The 21,109-nt window shown below is 45.2% G+C and carries 18 protein-coding genes and 1 riboswitch; of the genes, 5 read left to right on the top strand and 13 right to left on the bottom strand.

What is annotated here, in order from left to right:
* Positions 1–109: 109 nt before the first annotated feature.
* Together AAIH57_RS04175 and AAIH57_RS04170 are read right to left on the bottom strand one after the other, a co-directional pair.
* Positions 110–1,621: a response regulator transcription factor gene (locus AAIH57_RS04175; protein WP_430020644.1), complete on the bottom strand. Its 1,512-nt coding sequence runs from the start codon at positions 1,619–1,621 to the stop codon at positions 110–112.
* A gap of 20 nt (positions 1,622–1,641) precedes the next feature.
* A complete protein-coding gene (locus AAIH57_RS04170; RefSeq protein ID WP_430020643.1) occupies positions 1,642–3,405 on the bottom strand; it encodes a sensor histidine kinase in 1,764 nt (587 codons plus the stop codon).
* A gap of 207 nt (positions 3,406–3,612) precedes the next feature.
* Here AAIH57_RS04170 and AAIH57_RS04165 point away from each other — a divergent pair, with 207 nt between their 5' ends.
* The 3 genes from AAIH57_RS04165 to AAIH57_RS04155 all read left to right on the top strand — a co-directional run bounded on the left by AAIH57_RS04165 (position 3,613) and on the right by AAIH57_RS04155 (position 6,700).
* Positions 3,613–4,926, top strand: a complete 1,314-nt coding sequence (locus AAIH57_RS04165; protein ID WP_175394803.1) for an ABC transporter substrate-binding protein — start codon at positions 3,613–3,615, stop codon at positions 4,924–4,926.
* Positions 4,927–4,995: 69 nt separating this feature from the next.
* Complete coding sequence (locus AAIH57_RS04160; protein WP_175394802.1) at positions 4,996–5,868, top strand: carbohydrate ABC transporter permease; 873 nt, start codon at positions 4,996–4,998, stop codon at positions 5,866–5,868.
* 1 nt (position 5,869) lies between these two features.
* Entirely contained in the window at positions 5,870–6,700 is an 831-nt protein-coding gene (locus AAIH57_RS04155; RefSeq protein ID WP_175394801.1) for a carbohydrate ABC transporter permease, read from the top strand.
* 123 nt (positions 6,701–6,823) lie between these two features.
* On the opposite strand, the gene AAIH57_RS04150 is transcribed toward AAIH57_RS04155, so the two are convergent.
* The 5 genes from AAIH57_RS04150 to AAIH57_RS04130 form a co-directional block, all read right to left on the bottom strand.
* A complete protein-coding gene (locus AAIH57_RS04150) occupies positions 6,824–7,177 on the bottom strand; it encodes an MmcQ/YjbR family DNA-binding protein (RefSeq protein WP_175394800.1) in 354 nt (117 codons plus the stop codon).
* Between the two features lie 166 nt (positions 7,178–7,343).
* A complete protein-coding gene (locus AAIH57_RS04145) occupies positions 7,344–8,597 on the bottom strand; it encodes an MFS transporter (RefSeq protein ID WP_430020642.1) in 1,254 nt (417 codons plus the stop codon).
* 153 nt (positions 8,598–8,750) lie between these two features.
* A complete protein-coding gene (locus AAIH57_RS04140) occupies positions 8,751–9,836 on the bottom strand; it encodes a threonine aldolase family protein (RefSeq protein WP_430021329.1) in 1,086 nt (361 codons plus the stop codon).
* Positions 9,837–9,998: 162 nt separating this feature from the next.
* Positions 9,999–10,370, bottom strand: coding sequence for an iron chaperone (locus tag AAIH57_RS04135; protein ID WP_430020641.1), 372 nt, complete (start codon positions 10,368–10,370; stop codon positions 9,999–10,001).
* A gap of 187 nt (positions 10,371–10,557) precedes the next feature.
* A complete protein-coding gene (locus AAIH57_RS04130; protein WP_175394796.1) occupies positions 10,558–10,974 on the bottom strand; it encodes an Lrp/AsnC family transcriptional regulator in 417 nt (138 codons plus the stop codon).
* Between the two features lie 209 nt (positions 10,975–11,183).
* Here AAIH57_RS04130 and AAIH57_RS04125 point away from each other — a divergent pair, with 209 nt between their 5' ends.
* The gene (locus tag AAIH57_RS04125; protein WP_175394795.1) at positions 11,184–11,945 is read left to right on the top strand and encodes an MBL fold metallo-hydrolase; all 762 of its coding nucleotides are present in this window, start codon (positions 11,184–11,186) and stop codon (positions 11,943–11,945) included.
* A gap of 65 nt (positions 11,946–12,010) precedes the next feature.
* Here the strand turns inward: AAIH57_RS04125 and AAIH57_RS04120 are convergent, their stop codons facing one another.
* From AAIH57_RS04120 to AAIH57_RS04110, 3 genes are all read right to left on the bottom strand, one after another.
* Positions 12,011–13,024, bottom strand: coding sequence for an ABC transporter substrate-binding protein (locus AAIH57_RS04120; RefSeq protein ID WP_175394794.1), 1,014 nt, complete (start codon positions 13,022–13,024; stop codon positions 12,011–12,013).
* A gap of 770 nt (positions 13,025–13,794) precedes the next feature.
* The gene (locus tag AAIH57_RS04115; protein WP_430020640.1) at positions 13,795–14,070 is read right to left on the bottom strand and encodes a barstar family protein; all 276 of its coding nucleotides are present in this window, start codon (positions 14,068–14,070) and stop codon (positions 13,795–13,797) included.
* 16 nt (positions 14,071–14,086) lie between these two features.
* Complete coding sequence (locus AAIH57_RS04110; protein WP_430020639.1) at positions 14,087–14,524, bottom strand: ribonuclease domain-containing protein; 438 nt, start codon at positions 14,522–14,524, stop codon at positions 14,087–14,089.
* 199 nt (positions 14,525–14,723) lie between these two features.
* Positions 14,724–14,803: riboswitch (ZMP/ZTP riboswitch) on the top strand.
* Between the two features lie 51 nt (positions 14,804–14,854).
* Between AAIH57_RS04110 and AAIH57_RS04105 the strand changes: the two genes are divergently transcribed.
* Positions 14,855–15,706, top strand: coding sequence for a bifunctional 5,10-methylenetetrahydrofolate dehydrogenase/5,10-methenyltetrahydrofolate cyclohydrolase (locus tag AAIH57_RS04105; protein WP_430020638.1), 852 nt, complete (start codon positions 14,855–14,857; stop codon positions 15,704–15,706).
* Positions 15,707–15,865: 159 nt separating this feature from the next.
* Here AAIH57_RS04105 and AAIH57_RS04100 read toward each other — a convergent pair whose 3' ends face one another.
* The 3 genes from AAIH57_RS04100 to AAIH57_RS04090 form a co-directional block, all read right to left on the bottom strand.
* Positions 15,866–16,489 (bottom strand): hypothetical protein, encoded by a 624-nt coding sequence (locus tag AAIH57_RS04100; RefSeq protein ID WP_430020637.1) that lies wholly within the window; start codon positions 16,487–16,489, stop codon positions 15,866–15,868.
* A gap of 298 nt (positions 16,490–16,787) precedes the next feature.
* The gene (locus AAIH57_RS04095) at positions 16,788–20,141 is read right to left on the bottom strand and encodes a DUF5107 domain-containing protein (protein ID WP_430020636.1); all 3,354 of its coding nucleotides are present in this window, start codon (positions 20,139–20,141) and stop codon (positions 16,788–16,790) included.
* Between the two features lie 117 nt (positions 20,142–20,258).
* Positions 20,259–21,104 carry a helix-turn-helix domain-containing protein gene (locus AAIH57_RS04090; protein WP_430020635.1) on the bottom strand — a complete coding sequence of 282 codons (846 nt, stop codon included), beginning with the start codon at positions 21,102–21,104 and terminating at the stop codon, positions 20,259–20,261.
* Positions 21,105–21,109: the final 5 nt, after the last annotated feature.

Raw genomic sequence — 21,109 nt, 5'->3', positions numbered from 1 at the left:
TTGCTGCAAAGTTGCCGATTCAGTTGGTGTGTTCCGTTTATCTTAAACTCAATGGGGTCCTGTTCTTCTCGGCATCCATTACAATTCCAGATATCACTCACAAATTATTTCAACTGCTGGGCATCTGTTCTTTATATTCCGTGGGACTGAATCCCGTATACTCCTTAAAAACCTTCGAGAAATAATGCTGATCGCTGAATGATAGCAAATCCGATAATTCCTTGAACTTCATGTCGGGTTGGCATTCCATCAGCCTGCAGGCTTCTTGGATCCTCAGACGGGTGTAATATTGAACAAATGTGCTTTGCGTGACGTTTTTGATCACTCTGCTGACGTAAGATGGACTGACGTGAAACTTCATGGCGATATCATTGATGGACAAGTGGGAATACTTATTGAGCTTGATGTACTCGTCAATTTGCTCGAATAGGACCGCCTTACTTTTTCGAACATGTGATTGCAGCATATCAAAGCACTGCCCTGTCCATTCCGTTAGTTCCCGGCAAAAATCAGCATATGTCTTTTCCTCATAAAGTTCTCTTGCTCTAAGCTCCAGACCCAGCCTAATTCCCGAGCCCTGTTCTTCGTACAGATGAGCAAACGTATCCACTACTAAACCGATGAACCGTTCCACTTCTTTCACATGCACATTGTCCTCCGCCCAACGGTCCTGCAGCTCGGACAGTTTCAGAGTGAATCGATCCTTCTGATGATTTTGCATCATATGGACAAAAGCAGATTCCAACACGGAATTCAGGCAGCCTGATTCCAATCTTGCCATCGAAACAGGATTTCCAGTATCCAGTGCAAGCCCTTGTTTCAGCCGCTGCTGAGCCGACAAAATCGATGCTATTTGGTGATAGAGTTCAGGCAAATGGACGGATTCAGAAGAGAGCAGCTGCCCCCCGATGATGGCATCCATGTTGTGGGCAATTAAATGCCGTCGCAACGATTCCAGACACTCATGCACAGAAGAATATAATGCAAGAACCCTCTTATTTACGAACATGATAAATTGATGTGGCGTTTGACTCAAAAACATGTGACATGGCTGTGGAGCAAATAAATCCTCCACTATGGTCTGAACCTTCTGCTTGGTCCAGCGCTCCCGGTCTGAGGTGAAGGGCTGTTTGCGTACAATGATCATCATTTGTGTAAACAGAGAAAAATCGTTCTCTTGTTGTAATTCAGCATGACACTGGGGATCGACGATCTCTTGCAATTCCTGAAGGTTCTTAGACTTCTGTTGAGCGAGCTGCTCCATGACCCGGCCCATGACCTCCTCCAACGCCTCTTGCTCCACGGGTTTCAGCAAGTAGTCGAACACCTGCAGATTCAGAGCTTTTCGTGTATATTCAAAGTCGCTATAGCCGCTGATTAATATGACTTTCAGGTCCGGATTGGCTAGCTTTGCCTGCTCGATTAACGTTAGGCCATCCATCTTGGGCATCCGAATATCTGTTAAGAGAAGATCAATGTGCTCAAGGTGAATCGCTGCCAGGGCATCCTCCCCGTTCGTTGCCGTAGCCACTACCCGAATTGGCAAGGTAAGCGCATCCAAAAGCATCTTAATATTACGTAATATCGGTTTGCTATCCTCAACGATCATGACGTTATACATCAACTGTGTCTCTCCTTTGCTCAGTAAAAATCTTTTGTCAGCGAGCCGATGATTTGAATGGTTGCTCCTCTTTCCTCGTCCGCTTGATTATTGAAAATGTTAAAAAAAAGCCGGTTACTATACATCAGTTTAAGTCGGTTAACGCTGTTGAGTATTCCCATATTACCGAAGGACGTTGGATGATGGGGCAGTTGATTCATCCCGGCATCTGATTCCTGAACATTGGCTAAGATTTCCCGGATTTTATCGGGTGAGAAGCCTTCTCCGTTATCTTTAATTTCAAGCGCCCATAATCCGTTATATTGCTTCACTGTAATTCGAATACGCCAGGGCGGCGCAGTATTGGAAAAGGCATGCTCAATGCAATTTTCCACAAAAGGCTGAATAATCAACCGGGGTAGCCGAATCTCACTCGCTAACGCGTCAGCGCTGATGTCCCATTCCAGGTCTTCCTCATATTTTTGCTGTACTAGCGATAAATAATGTTCGGTATGCTCAAGCTCATCAGCCAGGGTCACATGTGCATAAGGTGAGGATACGATATACCGCAGACTGTCCGAGAGGTGTTTGCACATATCGGATACAACTTTGGTTCTCCCCTCCTGTGCAGCGATGCTGATTAAATAAAGCACGTTATGGATAAAATGAGGGGCTATCTGAGCTTGCAGCGCCGAATTCCGAGCCATGACCTCTTCATGCAGTGCCGCTTTTTCACGGTCAATGGATTGCTGCAATCGTTCCATCAGATCCTGAAAAGCCTCATTCAACAGCAGCAAATCATTATTCTTTGGCCTTTCATCCACTTTGAGATTCATATTGCTATAGTTGATGCGCCAGATCTGGCTGCGAAGCTTGCGGATGGGAAGCAATAGATTGCGCGTCGTCAGGAAGATGTAAACAAACGAAACCAGCATCAATGCCGTAATCAACAGAATGGACATGCTCTGTACAGAATGGATCGAGCCTAATACCGACTTTCTTGGTGTAACGATATACGTAATCCAACCCGTGCTGGGAGATGTGGAATGCGTCACGTAGTTGTTGTGTTCGTCTACATACAATCCTTCGTCAATCAATGTCTTGGCCCATTTCAACGACTTGGCAGCTGTTTCCGAGCCGGTCATCTGCTCACCTTGCTGGTTCAGAATATACACATCGCCAGCTGTAATCCCTTCAGTAAGCTTTTGAATATAAGCCTGATCCATCTGAATGCTAAGATAACCGTATACCTTGCCGTTCTGATCGTTGATCGTACGAATAAAGGAGATGGTATCCGATTCCCGGACCAGAATAAATCCGCTCCCCTCCCACTTTCGTCCAACACTACTGTTTTCCACCATGGTGCTCAGGATCGCCGGAAGATTGCCTGTTCCGAGATACGACGTAAGCAGCACGCCTTGTTTGTCATAAATTGACATGTCCTTGATATTCATACTGGGCCCGATGGCCTGAAACATAATGTCTTTCAGCTTCCGGATTTGCTTCAACCTTTCATAATTACTATGAGCCGAGGAACTTTTGTCCATTGTGACAAAAATATCCTTGCTGGACAAGATTCGCTGGGACATCTGGTTCTGCTGCTCCACATAGAGATCCACCTGTTCTCTTACCTTTGTCGCTGTCACTAGGGTATCCTGTTCTGTTTTTTGTTTGAGCGGGCGGATAACGACAATGTTTACATAAACGATAAAACAGCCCAGCACGAACAAAAGCAGTGCCAGAAACGTCAAAAAAACCTTGGTTTGCAAACTGAATTGAGTTGCCCTATGTATGAACTTCGCCATTCTTCGTAAGCTCCCCCTGTTCTACATGATCTGACATTCACAATCATTTATGTCTTACTGTATCATGCACTTGAATGAAATGATAGCGATTTCAAGTTCAGGATTTTACACATAAACGTTCAAGCACAGACATGTACCGGGGACCAATAAATATTTATAATCAAATTTGTAAACGGATTCATAAAACGTTTTAGAGGGGGATTTGCTTTGAAGACGCATAAGAGAAAAAAAGCATTATCTATTGTTCTAGCCAGTTTATTATCCATCTCGTTAACCGCTTGCGGATCAGGAAGTTCTGATTCCGGCACGTCTGCTGGCGGAGACAGCAAAAATGCCAAGGTCACCCTGGAACTGGCCATTTCCAAAAGTTCGCAGGACTCTGCCTTTATTCAGCAGGACATTCTGGATGAGTTTGAAAAACAGACCAACATTCGCGTGAATCTGCAGCTGATTCCAGCTGAACAAACCACAACCGTATTACAAACCAAGCTTGCTGTTGACGAAACGCCTGACATCATTCAATACAATCTCGCGAGCGCAGTGACGGATCTGAACCTTGAACGCAACTTCGAGATCCTGGATAACGAGCCGTGGGCGAGCAGAATTGTGAACAAAGACGTCCTGTCTTCCGGTGGTCATCTCTACAGTTTCCATGTCAGCCAGGATACAGGTATGCAAGGGGTTGTTTACAATAAACAGATCTTTGAGGAACTCGGCCTATCGATTCCGACAAACTACGAAGAATTTCTGGCCATTTGTGAAAAAATCAAAGCGAGTGGCATCACCCCCGTATTTATGCCGTACAAAGATGCCTGGGCCGCCAACATCTGGCCTGCAGCAGCGTTTGCCGATTTTGCAGCCAAGAATGAGCCAACGTTTTTTGATGATTTGAACAGCAACAAGAAAAAATGGTCTGATATCCCGGAATTCAAAACATTCCTGGAACAGCAATATGAGATATACACCAAAGGATACACCAATGCAGACGTGCTTAGTGACAGCTACGACATGGCCGTGGGTAAATTTCTGAACAAGGAAGTCGCCATGATGTTTATGGGTGACTGGCTAATTGAAGGGGTTGCCCAGCAGGATCCAAACATGGAGCTCGGCGTATTCCCTATCCCGTCTTCTGAGGATGCAAGCCTGGGAGCAAGTCCACTCGGCGGACAGCTGTTCATTCCGAAAAAATCCAAGCATCTGGAAGAGGCCAAACAGTTCCTGGACTTTATCGCCTCCAAAGAAATTGCGCAACAGATCGTGGATTCCAAAGGTTATGTATCCAATTTCAGTGATGTTACAACACCGGAGCTGCCTGCCTACAAGCAGGACATCGTGGATAATTACATTACCCCTAAGAAAACCGTGTTAACAACGGATGCCTATATGCTGGTTGACCGCAGTGAGCTGTACCGATTGCTGCAGGATCAGTTTGCAGGCGGCTTGACACCGGAAGAGGTACTGAAAGCATGGGACGAGAAGTTCAGCCAATTGATGCAAGACAAAGGTGTGGCCGGTTTCTAAGAAGATAAATACAGGTCAGCATAGCACTCCTAAGTGATATGCTGACCAAGCTATAACGGAGCGTGAGACATGAAAAGGGCTAAAAATTTATATTCGTATTACATGATATTTCCGGCACTGCTTATCTACTCCATCTTCTTCGTTATTCCTGCCATGGCAGGTTTCTACTATTCATTTACGGATTGGCGGCTGGACCGACTGGAACTGCAGTTCATCGGCTGGGATAATTTCAAGAAGATTTTCTCCGACAAAACGCTGATCCTGGCACTTCAAAACACGGCGATATTTGCGATCGTCACGGTCATCGGCAAAAATGTCATCGGTCTACTGCTGGCCGTAGGACTTAACATGAGACTAAGAACCAAGAATCTGCTGCGTGCCATCTTCTACTCCCCATCCATTCTGAGTATTCTTGTCATCAGCATTCTGTTTACACCGATGCTGCGCACGGAAGGCACGATCAATCGCTTGCTGGAATCCGTAGGTTTGGATTCATTAAGCCAGGCTTGGCTCACCAACCCATCCATTGTCATCTGGACAATTGCCATTGTCTCCATCTGGCAGAGTGCCGGTTTCCAGATGGCCATCTATCTGGCCGGGTTGCAATCCATTTCCCAGGAATATTACGAGGCTGCCACCATAGACGGGGCGAGTTCATGGAAAAGCTTTTTCAAAATCACCCTGCCACTACTGCTGCCAGCCATTAACATCAACCTGATGCTGACGCTCATCGGTGGACTCAAAGTATTTTCGGAAGTGTACGTCATGACCGGCGGAGGACCGGGTAACGCGTCTCAGGTTGTGGGCACCATTATTCTGCGCTCCTTCGGTGAAGGCAACTGGGGACTCGGTACCGCAGTCAATACATTGCTGTTCGTAGTCGTCACCATTATTGCCATTCCACTGCTGATTTTTATGCGTCGTAAGGAGGTTACCGAATAATATGGGTTATACACGCAAACTGGCCATCCGCAATTACATTGTGGAAGGGTTCCTGATTCTGGCCTCCCTGATTGTTCTATTGCCGCTCGTGATTCTGATCTTCGGTTCGTTCAAAACAAGTGCTGAAGTGCTTAGCTTCTCACTGAGCCTGCCTGATACATGGCAATTCTCAAACTATGTACGCGTCTTCGAAGAAGGCGGTCTGTCCCGGGCATTTCTCAACAGTATCTGGATTACAGGTGTTTCGTCCGTGATCAACATTGCTGCATCTTCGGCTGCATCATTCATCCTGGCACGCCGGGAAACGAAAGTTTCCGGTGCGATCTACATGTATTTTTTCATGGGGCTGATCGCTCCGATGTCAATTATTACGACCATTCGGGTCGTGCAGGGTTTGGGATTTTACGGAAGTATCACAAGCGTCATCCTGATTTATGCAGCTCTTAATACGGCTTTTAGTGTATTTTTGTATAGTGGTTTTATCAAAACGATTCCTAGAGCGCTGGACGAGGTGGCGTTTCTGGAAGGCGCAAGCGTGTTCGGTGTATTCTTCCGCATCGTCACACCACTCATTCTGCCTGTTAACGCTACGGTAGCCATCATGGTGTTCATGTCCGTATGGAATGATATCACAATACCGGTGTACTTCCTTACGGACAGCTCAACGTGGACGATGCCGCTTTCGATCTATAATTTTTACGGCAAATACAGCCGGGACTGGAATCTGATTTTTGCCAATCTGGTGCTTACTTCCCTGCCTGTTTTCATCCTGTACTTATTTGGTCAGAAATACATCGTAAGCGGTCTTACGGCTGGAGCAGTTAAAGGCTGAGCTTCGTGAGGTTAGGAACTTTAAGATAGAAATTCGAAATCTCTCAAATTGCACCAAAAAAAGCCCACTCATTAAGGTGGGTTTTCATCTTTTTGGCGCAACCGTAAGCACGATTAATTGTGCTTATGATTCGCTTTTCTTTTTAACCCGCTTGGGCCTTGTTAGTTCGAAACTATGCTTGATCATTCCATGCACATCCTCTTCCGGCAGTTTACCTTCCACATTAACCGTGTTCCAATGTTCCTTGTTCATATGGTAACCAGGTGTTACCTCCGGGAATGCATTCCGCAAGAAATCCGAACGTTCAGGATCACACTTCAGATTCACACATACATGACCGTTATAGTTGTGTAAAATGAGTGCAAACAATTTTTTGTTTCCTTGGTGGCGTATCGCCGTCCATCCTTCTCCGAATGGATGATCTTCGTATGAACTGGGATAAGACAAACAGTACTCCGTTAACTCTTCCAACGTCATCTACTCTATTTCCTCCATCTGTACATTTCTGGGTTTACTCCATTCATCTCATTCATTTTGTATGAACTGTGGTATATATGCAAGCATCCTTACTCTGCAAAAGGAAAAAAGAACCGGCATTTTCCTAGCCGATTCTTCTGGACTAAACCCTTATGGATATCGCTGACTATACCTCTTGTGCAACTGGTGGTGCTTTTTCCGGCGCTTTTTGGTTCATGATCGGCACCATCACCAATGCGCCAATGAGAAACAAAAATCCTGCTCCACTATAGATCGTGCTCAGTGAAAAGGCATCCTTCAGCGCACCTGCGAAGGACATGGAAATGACCATCATGCCTACGAACATCGGATTCAGAACCCCATTCACCCGACCGACAATCGAAGACTCTGACCATTTTAGAATCATTGTGCTGATCCCAATGTGAATGCAAGGGAACACTAACCCATTCAGAAATTGAACGGTCAGAGTGACAGGAACGCTCGTTGAGTACCCTACAATGGCTGTGCAGACCGCGCCAGCGATCATGCCGATCGCAAGAAGAACTTGCGGCGGAACCTTCTTCGCGAAAACGGCTACGATACCGCCACCGATCAGCATGGCTGCTCCGTTCACCATTAGCAGGTACTGCAGGAACTCCTCGCTTCTGCCAAGCCGCTCCGTTACGATAAACAGGTTGAGCGCTTGGGCTACGCCAACAGCGAGTCCCGCAAGAATAAACGCGAGTCCAAGCATTCGCAGCACTTGACTTTGCCAAACATAGCGAAAGCCTTCCACGAATTCTTTACGGAACTGTCCTTTAACTACAACTGTTTGTGCTTGCATATTGTCCTCTGGCAGACGAATGAGCACGAGTGCGGAGAGCAGAAAAACGATGCCCATGACAGCAATGGACACTTCAAGTCCAAACGTGCTGTAAACGAAGGTCCCGAGCATCGGGCCGAGCACCATGAAGATGGCCATTAGCGATTGAAACAGAGCCATGCCTTGCTGCAGCTGCTCTTCGGCTACATGATACTTGAACAATCGCATGCTTGAAGGTTGGGAGAACTGCGAAAGAATAGCCGAGATGAATGCGACCAGGTAGACAGAATGCCAAGAACCGTAATGGATGGTCAGAAGTACTACAAATACCGATACCGCAGATAATAAATCACACCAGATCATCGTTCGCTTCGGACGCCAACGGTCCGCAAAGGTGCCTCCGATGAACGAAAAAACAAAAATGGGTGCAAATTCTGCGACGCTGATGAGGGAGATCGCATAAGGATCATTGTTTGTTGTCTCCGCAACGTATAGGAGTATAGCAAAATTACGTACCCAGATACCGATCTGCAGGAGAACGCTTGATAATAATATCGTCTGAAGGAACCGGTTGCGAAACAGGCTAGGTGCATTGGTGCTTTTTTCGTGCCTACTCAATCTCCTCAACCTCCAATTTTTGATAAAGATGCCCATACAAAATAATGATATGACGTCTCCTTTCACATCATAATTATACGGACATCGTTATCGTGCGCCTCCTACTAAAGACTGATTTTATAGCATGTATTTCCCAATGATGATACGCTTATTTTAACTCTTCGGAACGAGTACACGAAATTGTTCGTCCAGCCACTCCAGAGCAGCCTGCAGCTGATCCTGTGGTACGGTTTCATAACGATCTCCCAGTGAAAGTTCAAATGAACAATGCCCCGTCTCATTGCTTTCATTTAGATAGGAGGTTAAGCCTATCCCAAACTGCTGAGTCATTTTCGAGAAAATAGGTTCAGCCTCAGCCTGTGCTAATGCGATGTGAACATGAAACATATTGGAAACTGGTACTTCTGGCAGCGTCCGTACCGCATGACATTGATTCAGCATAGCGGCTAGCTGCTTGGCATGTTCATAATAGATTCCCATTTTATCCTTGCGCTGATCAAAATAATATTGGGAACTGAGAATGTATGGATACAGGCCGATCAGATCCCCGCCAAACCGGCGCTTCCATACTCTGGATTCTTGCATCATGTCTGCATCTCCAGCCAATACGGCTCCTGCAATACCACCAATCCCCTTATATAAGGATACATAGACACTGTCAAACAGGCTGCATATCTCTGCCGCGGTCTTCTGATAGTAGGGTGTAATTTCAAACAGCCTGGCTCCGTCCAAGTGTAACTTGATACCCTGTTCTCGGCAATAGGCTGAAATGGCTTCAAGTTCTTCATAAGAAGGCAGTTGTCCGCCGATCTCCCGCTGAGGCAGTTCAAGTAATAGACAAGCAATGTCGCCTTCGATGGCTTTTACATCTTCCAATCGAATTAAACGATCCTTCTCCCCTAGTAACACCGCTTCTATCTGATGAAGCTCTCTCAAGGTGTTTTCTTCATGAATCTCAATGTGGCATAGCGGATGATAAGCTACGCGCTTCAGTCCCTTCAGATCGCAATAGATACGCAACGCAATCTGCTGAGACATGGTCCCACTCGGGAAAAATATAGCCGATTCCTTGCCCAGCACTTCAGCCATTTGCCGCTGGAACTGTTCAATGGTTTCCCCATTTCCGTAATGGTCGCTGTCCATCTCTCCATCCATGTGCTGAAATGCTTCCTGCAGAACTTTAATTTTGCGGCTGCCATGACCACTGACGATATATTCAGCCTGCATGTACGCTTCCATCAACGAGCCTGGTGTTTCTTTCGAACCATATCCATTAGACTCTTCACCGGCTGCATCTGCCAATTCCTCTTCCACTTCATGACCAGAATATTGACCCATTACTACCCACACCTCTCTAATAGTTATATAACTAAAATGACCTTCAGATATGTTCTGTTCTTTTTATTTCCGCCAAAACGTCGAGCAGTCAGCCTTATCCAAAATGTTAAATTCGATAATTTTCTCAAGCAAAGAGAAGTCGACCGGGAGATTCCATTTCATACGGATCAATTCCTTTGTATGATCATAACCGGCCTTCACAATCTCTTCTGAAAAATGATGGATGCCTGCCTTTTCAGGGGCAACTGCCAGATGCTGTTTGGATACGCTAAAGCCTATGATAAAAGTATCATGATCAGTAAACATCGGTTGATTCCATGCAATCTTCGGCTTTAAATTTGGAAATTTCGTAGCGACCCAATGCAGAACTTCTTCTGTTCTTGCCCGGTGTTCCGGGTTATCCATACGTGCGAGGTAATCTTCAAACTCTTCCATTGAAACTCCTCCTAGGTGTAATTGATGTTATTTAACGTGGTCCTTAATGATTCAATTCCCTTCACCCAAGTATACACTCTATTTGAGAGACTCCATATAAGAATACAATTCATCGTTGCTTCTTAACGCATAAACTTCTTGCCGCTTCACTTACAGTGAGGGTTAATCGTTTCTTTTTTAGCTCCTTCTACTTTTGCTTGTTTATCACGATGGACAAGTTATAGTTTGCATGTTCATTTAAACGTACGAGAAATTGATCCAATACTTCATTAGAAGGGAATCTGCATTCCAGTAAATAACATCCGTCCCCGCTCACTTTGTAATTATTCAATACATAATGCGCTTCGTTTTTAATAAAGGACAGAAAAGATTGATGATACGGATTGGTCAGTTTGACCGTAATGAAAGCATGAACTAAACAGTTTAATTTGGCCTGATTCACTTGTAGGGTGTATTTCTCAATGATGCCGCTTTCCTCCAGCTTTAACACTCTTGAAGCAGCTGCTTGTCCGGTGAGATGAACTTTCTCCCCCAACTTTTTCATCGTCATACGACTGTTCTGGGACAGCTCTTCAATAATTAACTTATCTATGTGGTCAATCACTTATAATCATCCCCTTTCATTTATTGTCTTCTTAATTAAAATACCAATTCGTGAAATAAGTAAAGTTAACTCTGTTATGCATACAGACGATTCAATAAAAATACTTTCAACATTCAAGTAAATGTCCGGAAAGACTTTATTTCATGCATGTACGTAAAAAACCACAACGTGTAAGCTATTTATATATTCATGATCAAAGGAGAATTGCAATGAAAATAACTCACATTCGAAATGCTACGATTATCGTTGAATATGCAGGATACCAATTCCTGATTGACCCCTTTTTGGCTGACAAAGGCACTTATCCTCCTTTCCCGAATTCGGCAAGACAGGATCAGATGAATCCGTTGGTTAGCCTTCCAACTTCGATTGACAATATAATTCGTAACATCGATGCCGTCATCGTTACTCACCTGCATTTGGACCATTTCGATGATGCCGCAAAAGAAGCGCTGCCCAAAGACATCAAAATGTTTGTACAGAACGATGCAGATGCCATAGAGGTGAAAAATGCAGGTTTTAACAACGTAGAGGTTCTTCAAATAGATACTGTCTTCCAGGGAATCGAGCTGGTTAAAACCAAAGGAGAGCACGGCAGAGGTGAAATATTGAAGCTTGCTGGTGAAGTGTGCGGCGTAGTCTTTAAACATACTAGTGAACAAACCTTATACGTTGCCGGTGATACTGTTTGGATTGAGTCTGTTGAGGAAGTGATTCATACGTACAAACCTGAAGTTATCGTCGTCAATGGAGGAGATAATCAGTTTTTGCAGGGTGGTTCTTTGGTGATGGGGAAAGACGACATTTATGAAGTTTACCAAACGGCATCCGATGCCAAAATTATCGTTGTTCATATGGAAGCTGTTAACCACTGGGGGCTTTCAAGAGAAGAGCTGAGAAACTTCTTGAAGGATAAAGGTATGACCCGGAACGTTCTTGTTCCAGAGGATGGGGATTTCTACGTAATTTAATTCAATTGGATAAAAAGAGCACTCCTCTGTCACATAAGTGACGGCCAGGAGTGCTCTTGCTCAGCTTACTTCACCGAAAGCAAGCTTTCCGAGATGAATTTCAGTTGCCCTTCCAATGTTATAGGATCATTGTATGTGTCTGAAGTTTTATCAAGCTGGAAGACATGTCCTGCCTTAACAGCAGGGAGATTCTCCCACAAGGTATTGCTGTAAACGACACTGGCATCACTTGTATCCCCTGACCATGGGCTGGTGAAAATAATATCACCTGCATACTCCGGCAGTACTTCCATGGAAATCGAGGCAAAGCCTGTCCCGCTGTCAATCGCCTCCGCTTGAGCCTTGGCTGGAGCCTTGAAGCCAAACTCGCCGTATAGGATCTCACCGCCACGACCATAGTTATGACCGAATACATACAATCCCTTCGCATAGGGATTCAGGATGGAGACTGTGCGATCGCCTACTGCTGCTTGTACTTTGGGTTTCAATTCATTGATCTGTGCTTCCCAGTTTGTGATCCAGGCTTTGGCTGCGTCTTCTCGATTGGTCAGCTTGCCGAGTTCAAGCATGAGGTCTTTATAATTAAGTTTGCCATACTGAATCTGCACCACTGGTGCAATCTGTGACAACTGATCAAGCCCTTCTGTTCCGGTATAAGCAATGATCAGATCGGGCTTGAGGCTTACCAATTGTTCCGCTGTCGGCAGCTCACCCAGATCGGTTGTCCCTTGACTTGTCAGTTGATCCTTGATGTATTTGTTGCCCATTGCACCTGACAGCGCTCCAACTACCGGAACATCCAGTGCTACAAAGTATCCTGTCGTAAATGACGTCAGATCAACGATACGATTCGGTGTTTTAGGTACTTGTACTTCTCCTGCATCGGATTGATATGTAACCGTCTCTCCTTCATCAGTTGTCGCTGGTTCAGCTGCAGAGGCTGAGTCGGTTGTCTGCTCAGCGGTACTCGTGTTTGACTCCATTGCTGTACTTGACGTCGCAGACTGTCCGCATGCACTCAATACCAGCAGTACGCTCAGTGCCAGTATAAGCAAGATCGAATTGGATCGTTTCAACAATGTAAACCCACCCTTTTAATTGATATTGATAATTGATATTGATAATCGTTATCACTTTATCATGATATAGAGAATTTGACAAGATATTTAATACATGAAAAAAGCCGCCAATGGCGACTACTGAAGTAACTTTTTGTCTGTAGGTAACAATGGTGCAGCAGCTCCGATTTAACTCTCACTTATAGGGATATGATCAACGACGGTCCACTTGTTTTTCCGATATTCCAAAATTATTTTCGAAGAATAAGAACCTTCATTGGAGCGATATTTGCTTGCATCAATACTAACTTTATTCTGTTGATCCGGCTGTTCCGGTTTTGCTATTTGCAGTAATATCCCTTTCAGGTTGGATTTATCACCATCATATAAGCCTTGTTTCACCAACTGTTTGTATGTCAGCTTATAAATCTCCACTTTGTACTTCTGGTGTAGGTATTCTACGATGTGTTGTCGGTCAGAATCACCTGGTTGAATGCTTTGATCGAAGACTACGGATATATACTCCATGTTTGTGTTAAGAGCTGTATCTGTAGATATGATTTCATCCAATGCAGCACGATAAAGTCCATCTAGACTGTTTATTGCCTCAGCATCTGTAGACCTGCCTGAACAAGCTGATGTCAGAGAAACTGCTACACAAACCAAAACACAATATAATAGCTTTTTCTGTATAATATTCCCCTCCTAGTATTTCATTATTTAAATAACGGAACTCATGATGTACTTGTTGCAAAAACAAAAAAGCAGTCCCTAAGGACTGCCCACTCAGACTACATTTTCACTTCAAGAGTAAACTGCTCCAGCTCTTCTTCGGCTTCACGCAGCAAATCCAATAACTGATCTGCGTATTCTCCAAGGACTGCCCTGCTGGCCTCAAAATGAAGCCATTGAATGGTAAGCGGCATTGAAATATAACCCGTCACACCATCCCACAACGCATCCAAATTGCGTCCATAAGATTCTCCTAATCCTAGCTTCGCCTGAAGAATGTCATGTAATTCTTCTTTTCCATGAATGTCACTTCCATTAATAATTACTTTTTTCATACCATCCTACCTTTGGTCATTTGATTTGTTCAAACGTGCGATAATGATCGGTTGTTTTATAGATTAAGCCATCACTGGAGTATAGAATTCGGTCGCTTCCCCGGGTTCCTCCTGAATAATTAATATCTGCTTCATACCAGGTCCTCCCTTTTTTCTTGGGCAGCAACCCTTCACGATTCTGAAATACATCACCGCCGATACTTTTGCCTGGAGCGACGGTTTGCAGATTGCCTTCACTTGGTTCCCAACCCAGAGCTCTGGCTTCTTTCTTCGTTATATAATTTTCCGGAAGTTCTTGATGGTCGATGATATAATTGGCAACTTCATCAAATTGGGTCAGGACAGCATTCTCCTGAGCAGGATCATCCAATGGAATCGATTCAAGCGAACAACCTGCGAACAGCATGGTTGCCAGAATAATAAGTAACGTGCCTAACCATTTTTTAATAAGCATTGCGATTTGTCTCCTTTTGATCTTTTCATCGCTCCCATTGTGCTGTGATTGCAGTGACGTGAGCTAATTTATGAACTGTTTTACCATCCATTCCCTTTCATCAGCATCGCTCATTCAGGATCATGGTACAAAAAAGTATATACCAATCAAAAGTATTGAACAATTTTTCAAATTGAAGTACGATCAGATTAATATTGTAATGGTCGTATGTAACTGGCGAACACGGTGAACCGTGAGGGAGCATATGATTCTAATCAGCCGTACGCCTGGGCAGAGGTAAGGAATCTTTATTTCCTTGCCTCTTTTTAGTTGGAAAGGGCGATGAACAAGATGACTACAGATCAACTCATTTTAAATGGACAAACGGTAGCGGACTTTATGAAGGAAGAAATGGTAGCAAAAGTTGCAATGATTAAGGAGAAAGGCATCCTCCCTTGTCTCGCTACTATTCTGGTCGGCAATGACCCTTCCTCAGAAACGTACGTACGCATGAAAGGAAATGCATGTGCCCGTTTAGGTGTACACTCCATTAAGGTCGTTCTGCCGGCTGAAACGACAACAGAGGAATTAATTCAAGAAATAAACAAATTAAACGCAGACCACTCCGTACATGGCATTCTGTTACAGCACCCTGTGCCGTATCATATCAACGAAAGAGCCGCTTTTGATGCAATCAGCATTGAGAAAGACGTTGATGGCGTTACGACCCAAGGCTATGCGTTAAATGCTTTTGGGGCAGCCGCGTTCCCTTCCTGTACTCCACAGGCGATTATCCGTATTCTGGATTTCTATAGGATTCAAATCGAAGGCAAACATGCCGTTGTCATTGGTAGAAGCCCAATCTTGGGCAAGCCTGTTTCAGCCATGTTACTAAACCGAAATGCAACGGTGACGACCTGTCACTCCAAAACCGTCAATCTGGACGAAATTGTGAGGTTAGGGGATATTGTGATTGCTGCTGTTGGCAAACCGTTGTTTGTAAAAGGCAGCTGGATTAAACCTGGCGCTGTTGTGATCGATGCCGGCTACAATAAAGGTAACGTCGGTGATGTGGACTATGTATCCTGCTTGGAGCAGTCATCTGCCATTACACCAGTACCAGGTGGAGTTGGCCCCGTGACTATTGCTACGCTTATTGAACACACAATCCAGTCAGCTTATATGCAATCTGAAAGATCATAGTCGTTATAACAGCACCCAAGCCCACTCTGTCTGATGAGGGGCCTGTGTGCTCTTCTTTTATTTTCTTGTGGAAGAATATTAGCTCGTGACTACACTTTTTGGTGGCAAGTTCTGGTGTGATCGTCAATTCCTCTGGTTTTTCACACGCTCTTATCCTCCCTACGATTTTACATATTGCAAAATAGCCGTCGCTGCACGGATTCGCAAGTCTGCATCTTCACTTTGCAATGCTTCTTTCAAAACATCGAGAGCTTGCTGAATGATCCTTTCATCTACCCTAACGGTATCTTGAACTGACATTTCAGTTTTGGGAGCTATCGAAAGCCATGGGTCCAGTTGAGCCTGTGACAAGGGATGATCGAATTTTACAACAATAGAAGAATCATTAAGCAGTGCACGTACTTTGTCATTTATCGCGGTCAGAGGAATACGCCCCAACCAGGTAACTCCTCGCCGGTGACATATCAAGTCTTCACCCGTGCCCGAGGAATCATCATAAAAATAATCACCCACATCCCCAACGTATACCCACTCATCATCGTCTATCAAGATAAAGTCCCCATCCTGCATGATATTTACAAAAGTATGGAGAGTATCCATTGTCCGGTTCAGCTCCATTTCATTAAGCGCATAGCGTTGTACGAGTTGCTCTCTCCATTCTTCAGAAGACATTTGCTCGAGATCCCCTGTAGCTGGCCAAACGATACCGATAAAGTTATTCTCCAGAAACGAAGTAGTTCTATCCACTCCGTGTAATGTAGATTGTATATGATATAGGTTCATACTAATCACTCCTCGCCCAAATCCTTAATGTAGTCTAATTGAAAACTCACAGAAGTATTACAATGTTCCACTCAAAAAGTCATTACGTTTTCATTTCCCGGAAATGAGTTCGTATATTACCTTGGTCTCTACATTATAGATGGTTCATTTTTGTTTGACTATTGGCCCGATCGCTCAAAGTTGCAACCCAAAAATCAGCCAGACCTCCTTTGCTAAGGTTGCCAGATGATGAGGATTAAGCACGATTAACAAACCAAAGGAACTGCGACATCGCAGTTCCTTTGGTTTTGCTATATATCTAACACATCTCCTTATGAATTCTTGCTCCTTGGTGATTCGGCTCCAATTGCAGCGTTTCTTCAAATCGCACTTTAGCTTCGGCTGCTTTTCCTAAGCCTAACAAGCCCAAACCCAGCATAAACAGGCAGTGAATTCGATTGCGTTTGTTCAGGTCATCCTCAAATACGAGAAAATCAGGTAATGATACGGCAAAATAATCTATTTTCACGTCATCAAACAGGTGTCTCTCTGCAAAATCAATCAGCTTGTTAAAGCGGCGTTTGGCTTCTTTCTCATTGTTTAATTGCAACCATGCCAAGCCTTGATAGTAAATCATCTCTGGAGGCTGATCGTTATAATACATGGCACTGGCCGGCTCTTCCAGACCTTGCGAAGCAACGGTCCAGTGGTACACCGCTTCTTCATTCTGGCCCAATCCGTTGAATGCTTGGCCAAGCTCGTAATGAACGTTATTCTCCTGAGCACCATCCAGCTTGCCCTCGCCCAAATTCTCGGGATAATGGAGCGCACGCTTTAATAATGAAACAGCTTCCTTAAACTTCCCTTGCTGATTGGCTTGTCTGCCGAGCTCCACAAGTGCAAGCACATATTGTCCCGTAACTTTGCCTTCTCCACCCTCCCAAGGATGAAATTGGCGCTGCAGCAGAGCAGATAACGCTTCTTCGTACTGACCGAGCATGTTGAGCAAGGACACATATTCGAGATATAGGTCATCCCGTTGATGTGTGAGCTGCAAATGCTGCTGAAGCTTTGCGATTCGCTCCTGAGCGGAAACACCCACTTTTTTGTGCAGCTGGTCCAACTCATACAATACACGAGCATCTTCCGGATTACATTGAAAAGCCTTTTCAAGCGAGGACAATGCGGCCGTTGAATCATTCCGTTTATTATAATAAGCCAGGGCAAGATTACGATGTGCCGTTGCAAAACGATCATCCAATTCCACGGATCGTTGCCAATGATGAATGGCATCTTCTGCACGCTTTTTGTCATAATACAGGTTGCCCAGATAGTAATGAGCCTTGCTGTCCAGCGGATGCGCAGCAATCGCATGTTCCAACACTTGCATGTCGAACAGACTGTTCGGAAAACAATAGTCGGATGAGGCGGTTTGAGCCAACTGGTGCTCCCGGGCTGCTTTTTCACGGAAATCCATTTTGTCATACACGTAAGCGAGTGAATAATGCACCATCGGATAGGTGTGATTGCCGTGTGCCAAACGAATCTGCACCAGTGCGTCTCTTGCCTCCTCGTACATTCCGCTTTCAGCATAATCCGATGCCAGATTCAAGTAATTATGCACATCGTTTCTCATAAACTTTTCAAGAGTTGTTCGTGTCTCCTTTGCTTTCTCATGATGTCCTAACAAATTCAAGGCGAGGGCTTTCTCGTACGCTGCTCCAAAATCCGCAATATCCAGCTTCAACGTTTCCTCCGCAAACTGAGCCGCTTCCACATAACGTCCAAGCTTGCGCAGAACCGCAGTTTTCAGGAGTCTCGACTTGTAGTTCCTTACGTTCCGCACCAAAGCTCTGTCTACAAGTTCCAATGCGTCAGCATAGTCCCCTCGTTCACAGGCAATTTGGCTTAATGCATAGTAACCGCTATCCTGATAAGCGGCAGACCATACCGCCTTATAAAACGCTGCGTACGCTTCATCATTTCGCGCCTGCAGCCTGAGTGCCAAGCCGAGTTGATAATAGGCTTCGCTGTCGTACGGATTCGGGTTACGCCAGGTCAACGATTCTATGGCTGTCCGAAAATGTTCTTCCGCCTGCTTGAACCATCCCCTGCGGAGCAGCAATGTGCCATATGCAACATTGAGCCGAATGTCGGAGGCATCCCTTCTCAGCCCTTCTTCATAATAATCCTCAGGTTCAAAGGTAGCATGCCGATATTGTTCAAGGTGTAAACCGGCCAGGTACAGCTGCTCCGTACTCTTAATCTCCTTCGGAAGAGGAAGCGGTTTGGCTGGATCGGGAACTTGTTCAATACGAGGTTTTGCCGGACGATAGGATATCAGCTGATGGCCATTCGCATCCTGAATGGTTACGAATAAATCATGTGGCTGGTCTTCTTCGTCTAACGTGACAATTGATTTATAGGTCAGTTCCGGTGAGAGCGTCGTTTTATCTTTCAAATAGCTTCTCTTCCGGCCCTTCAACTGAATGATTGCCCCCGCGAACACGGATGTGGCATAGGCCATTACAGTCGCAGTGCGAAGCGATTCGTCCACCTCCAGATTCACCGCTGCATCGATCGATGCATTTTTCACGACTCCAATATTTTTGTATGGCATGAAATACTGTGCAAACGATTTTTCCTCGTACGGCTGAAGCCAAGTGAAGTCTGGTTGGTTGTCCGTGAATACGCCTGTCATCAACTCGATATATGGCCCGTCCTCATCGGTCAAACTGCGATCCCACGCTTGCCCGAATTCGCCATTGCCCCACGTCCATTGTTTCTTCCCCGGGGACACATGATGGTTCGCTACGTGAAGCAGCCCTGCTTGAACGCCATGATCGTATCCTCCAACGAAATTGTAATCTGATTTATAGGCCATATATGACGTGGGCACAGGTATATTTTTGTATCGAGAAATGTCTACGCCTTCCGAATAATCCATCTTATAATAGGTTCCCGTTGCAATGGGAAACCTCGACACATCACGCTTGCCGTGGTCAAACACTGCCGTGACGTCAGGCGGAAATACCGTTTGAGTATGGTCATTTACCGCAACAGCTGGATTTGCCCACCACAGGAAGGTTTGCGGCTCCGAAGTCCGGTTATACATCTGTGCCTTTATTTCGAGGTAGGCTTTTCCCGGATGCAGCGTGAAGCCTGTTGTTACCTTTGTTCCGTACATTCGGTCGATCTCACTGACCCATACGGTGGCGCTGCCGTCCTCATTCTCTGTTATGGCATGCTCTACAGGACCAAAGGTGTTAGGACGATGGTGCTGCGGCCAGTTAAATTCTATACCGCCAGAAATCCAAGGTCCCGCAAGGCCTACCAGTGCAGGTTTGATAACACGGTTATAGTAAACAAAGTCATAATTGTTTGTTTTGTCCAATGCCCGGTAGATACGACCGCCGATCTCGGGCATGATTTCAATTCTCACATATTCATTCTCGAGTATGGCCATGCGATAGGACTTCATTTCCTTTTCGTCCATGATTTTATCGATTACGGGATGCGGATAGACGCGTCCCGACGAGCCCTGGTAGACACGCTTCTCCAGAAACATAGGATTTTTGTCAGGCTCTCCGGTGCCATAGGTAGGAATCTCAACATGTTCCTCCCAGACGCGAACAGCGTTTGAAACGGGTAAAGTTGACTCTCTCGTGCTCATTATTTCTTTTCCTCCTCATGTGAACTGTCGGTGTATCCATAGTAAGAAAAATGAACAGCGAAGGGCCATTCAATATCCTCTGAATTTCATGGACTATATGGGGAAACACCTCGCAGATCACTGTTGAGGGCTATTTTTTCGTTTTCGGTACGCAGACGGCGTCTCACCGAACGCTTCGCGGAACTTTCTTGTAAAATGAATGCCGCAGTCGAATCCAACATCCGTCGCGATTTCGGCAATTTGCCGATTGGTGCCGTTCAGGAGCTGCGCCGCCTTTTCCAATCTGAACTTATGAACTGTATTCAGAATCGTGTCACCCACCTGCTCCTTAAACAGATGAGACAGGCGGGACGTGGATAGACAACATCGGTTCGCCAGCTCGGGTATGCTTACTTTCTGGGCGGGGTACATCTGCAAATGTCGCATCATCTCCGCGATTCTGGGATCCATTGTCGCCGGAACATCCGGAGGAAACGTCTGTTGAATACGAATCAACGTCTCTTCCAGGGCAAGCTCAGCTAATCGGCGATGGAGTTCGGAACTTCCTTCCGAACGTCCGTGACGCACCAGCCTTTGAAGTGCATTATGCACATCATGCTGCAGCTCTTCTGATGCGATCTGCTGAAAGAAGAAACGATCAGACGTTTCTGGCAGTTTCAACCACGTGCTCCAGTTTGGGTCGGGAATGAAATGAACCCATATAAATTCCCAAAGCTTCTGCTTCGTTTCATAATGATGTGGAAGTCCCGGCATGAGGATGGCTACATCCCCAGAAGTACAGGAGATTGAATTTTTGCCATGCTGAATCACCCCTTCACCAGAAAGCGTATACATCAATAACCAGTCAATACTCCCGGATGGACGATGAATCTCGTATCCCTTCTTTTCCTCATAGTGTCCTGCAATTAATATCCCAAAGGGCCGGGTTTCATGAATAGCATAATCCGCATGTTTTTCAGCCATTATCA

The sequence above is a fragment of the Paenibacillus sp. MABNR03 genome, from assembly GCF_050455445.1.
Lineage (GTDB): Bacteria > Bacillota > Bacilli > Paenibacillales > Paenibacillaceae > Paenibacillus > Paenibacillus xylanilyticus.
Note: the sequence above shows the minus strand (reverse complement) of the source record. Positions and strands in the feature narration are given on the sequence as shown.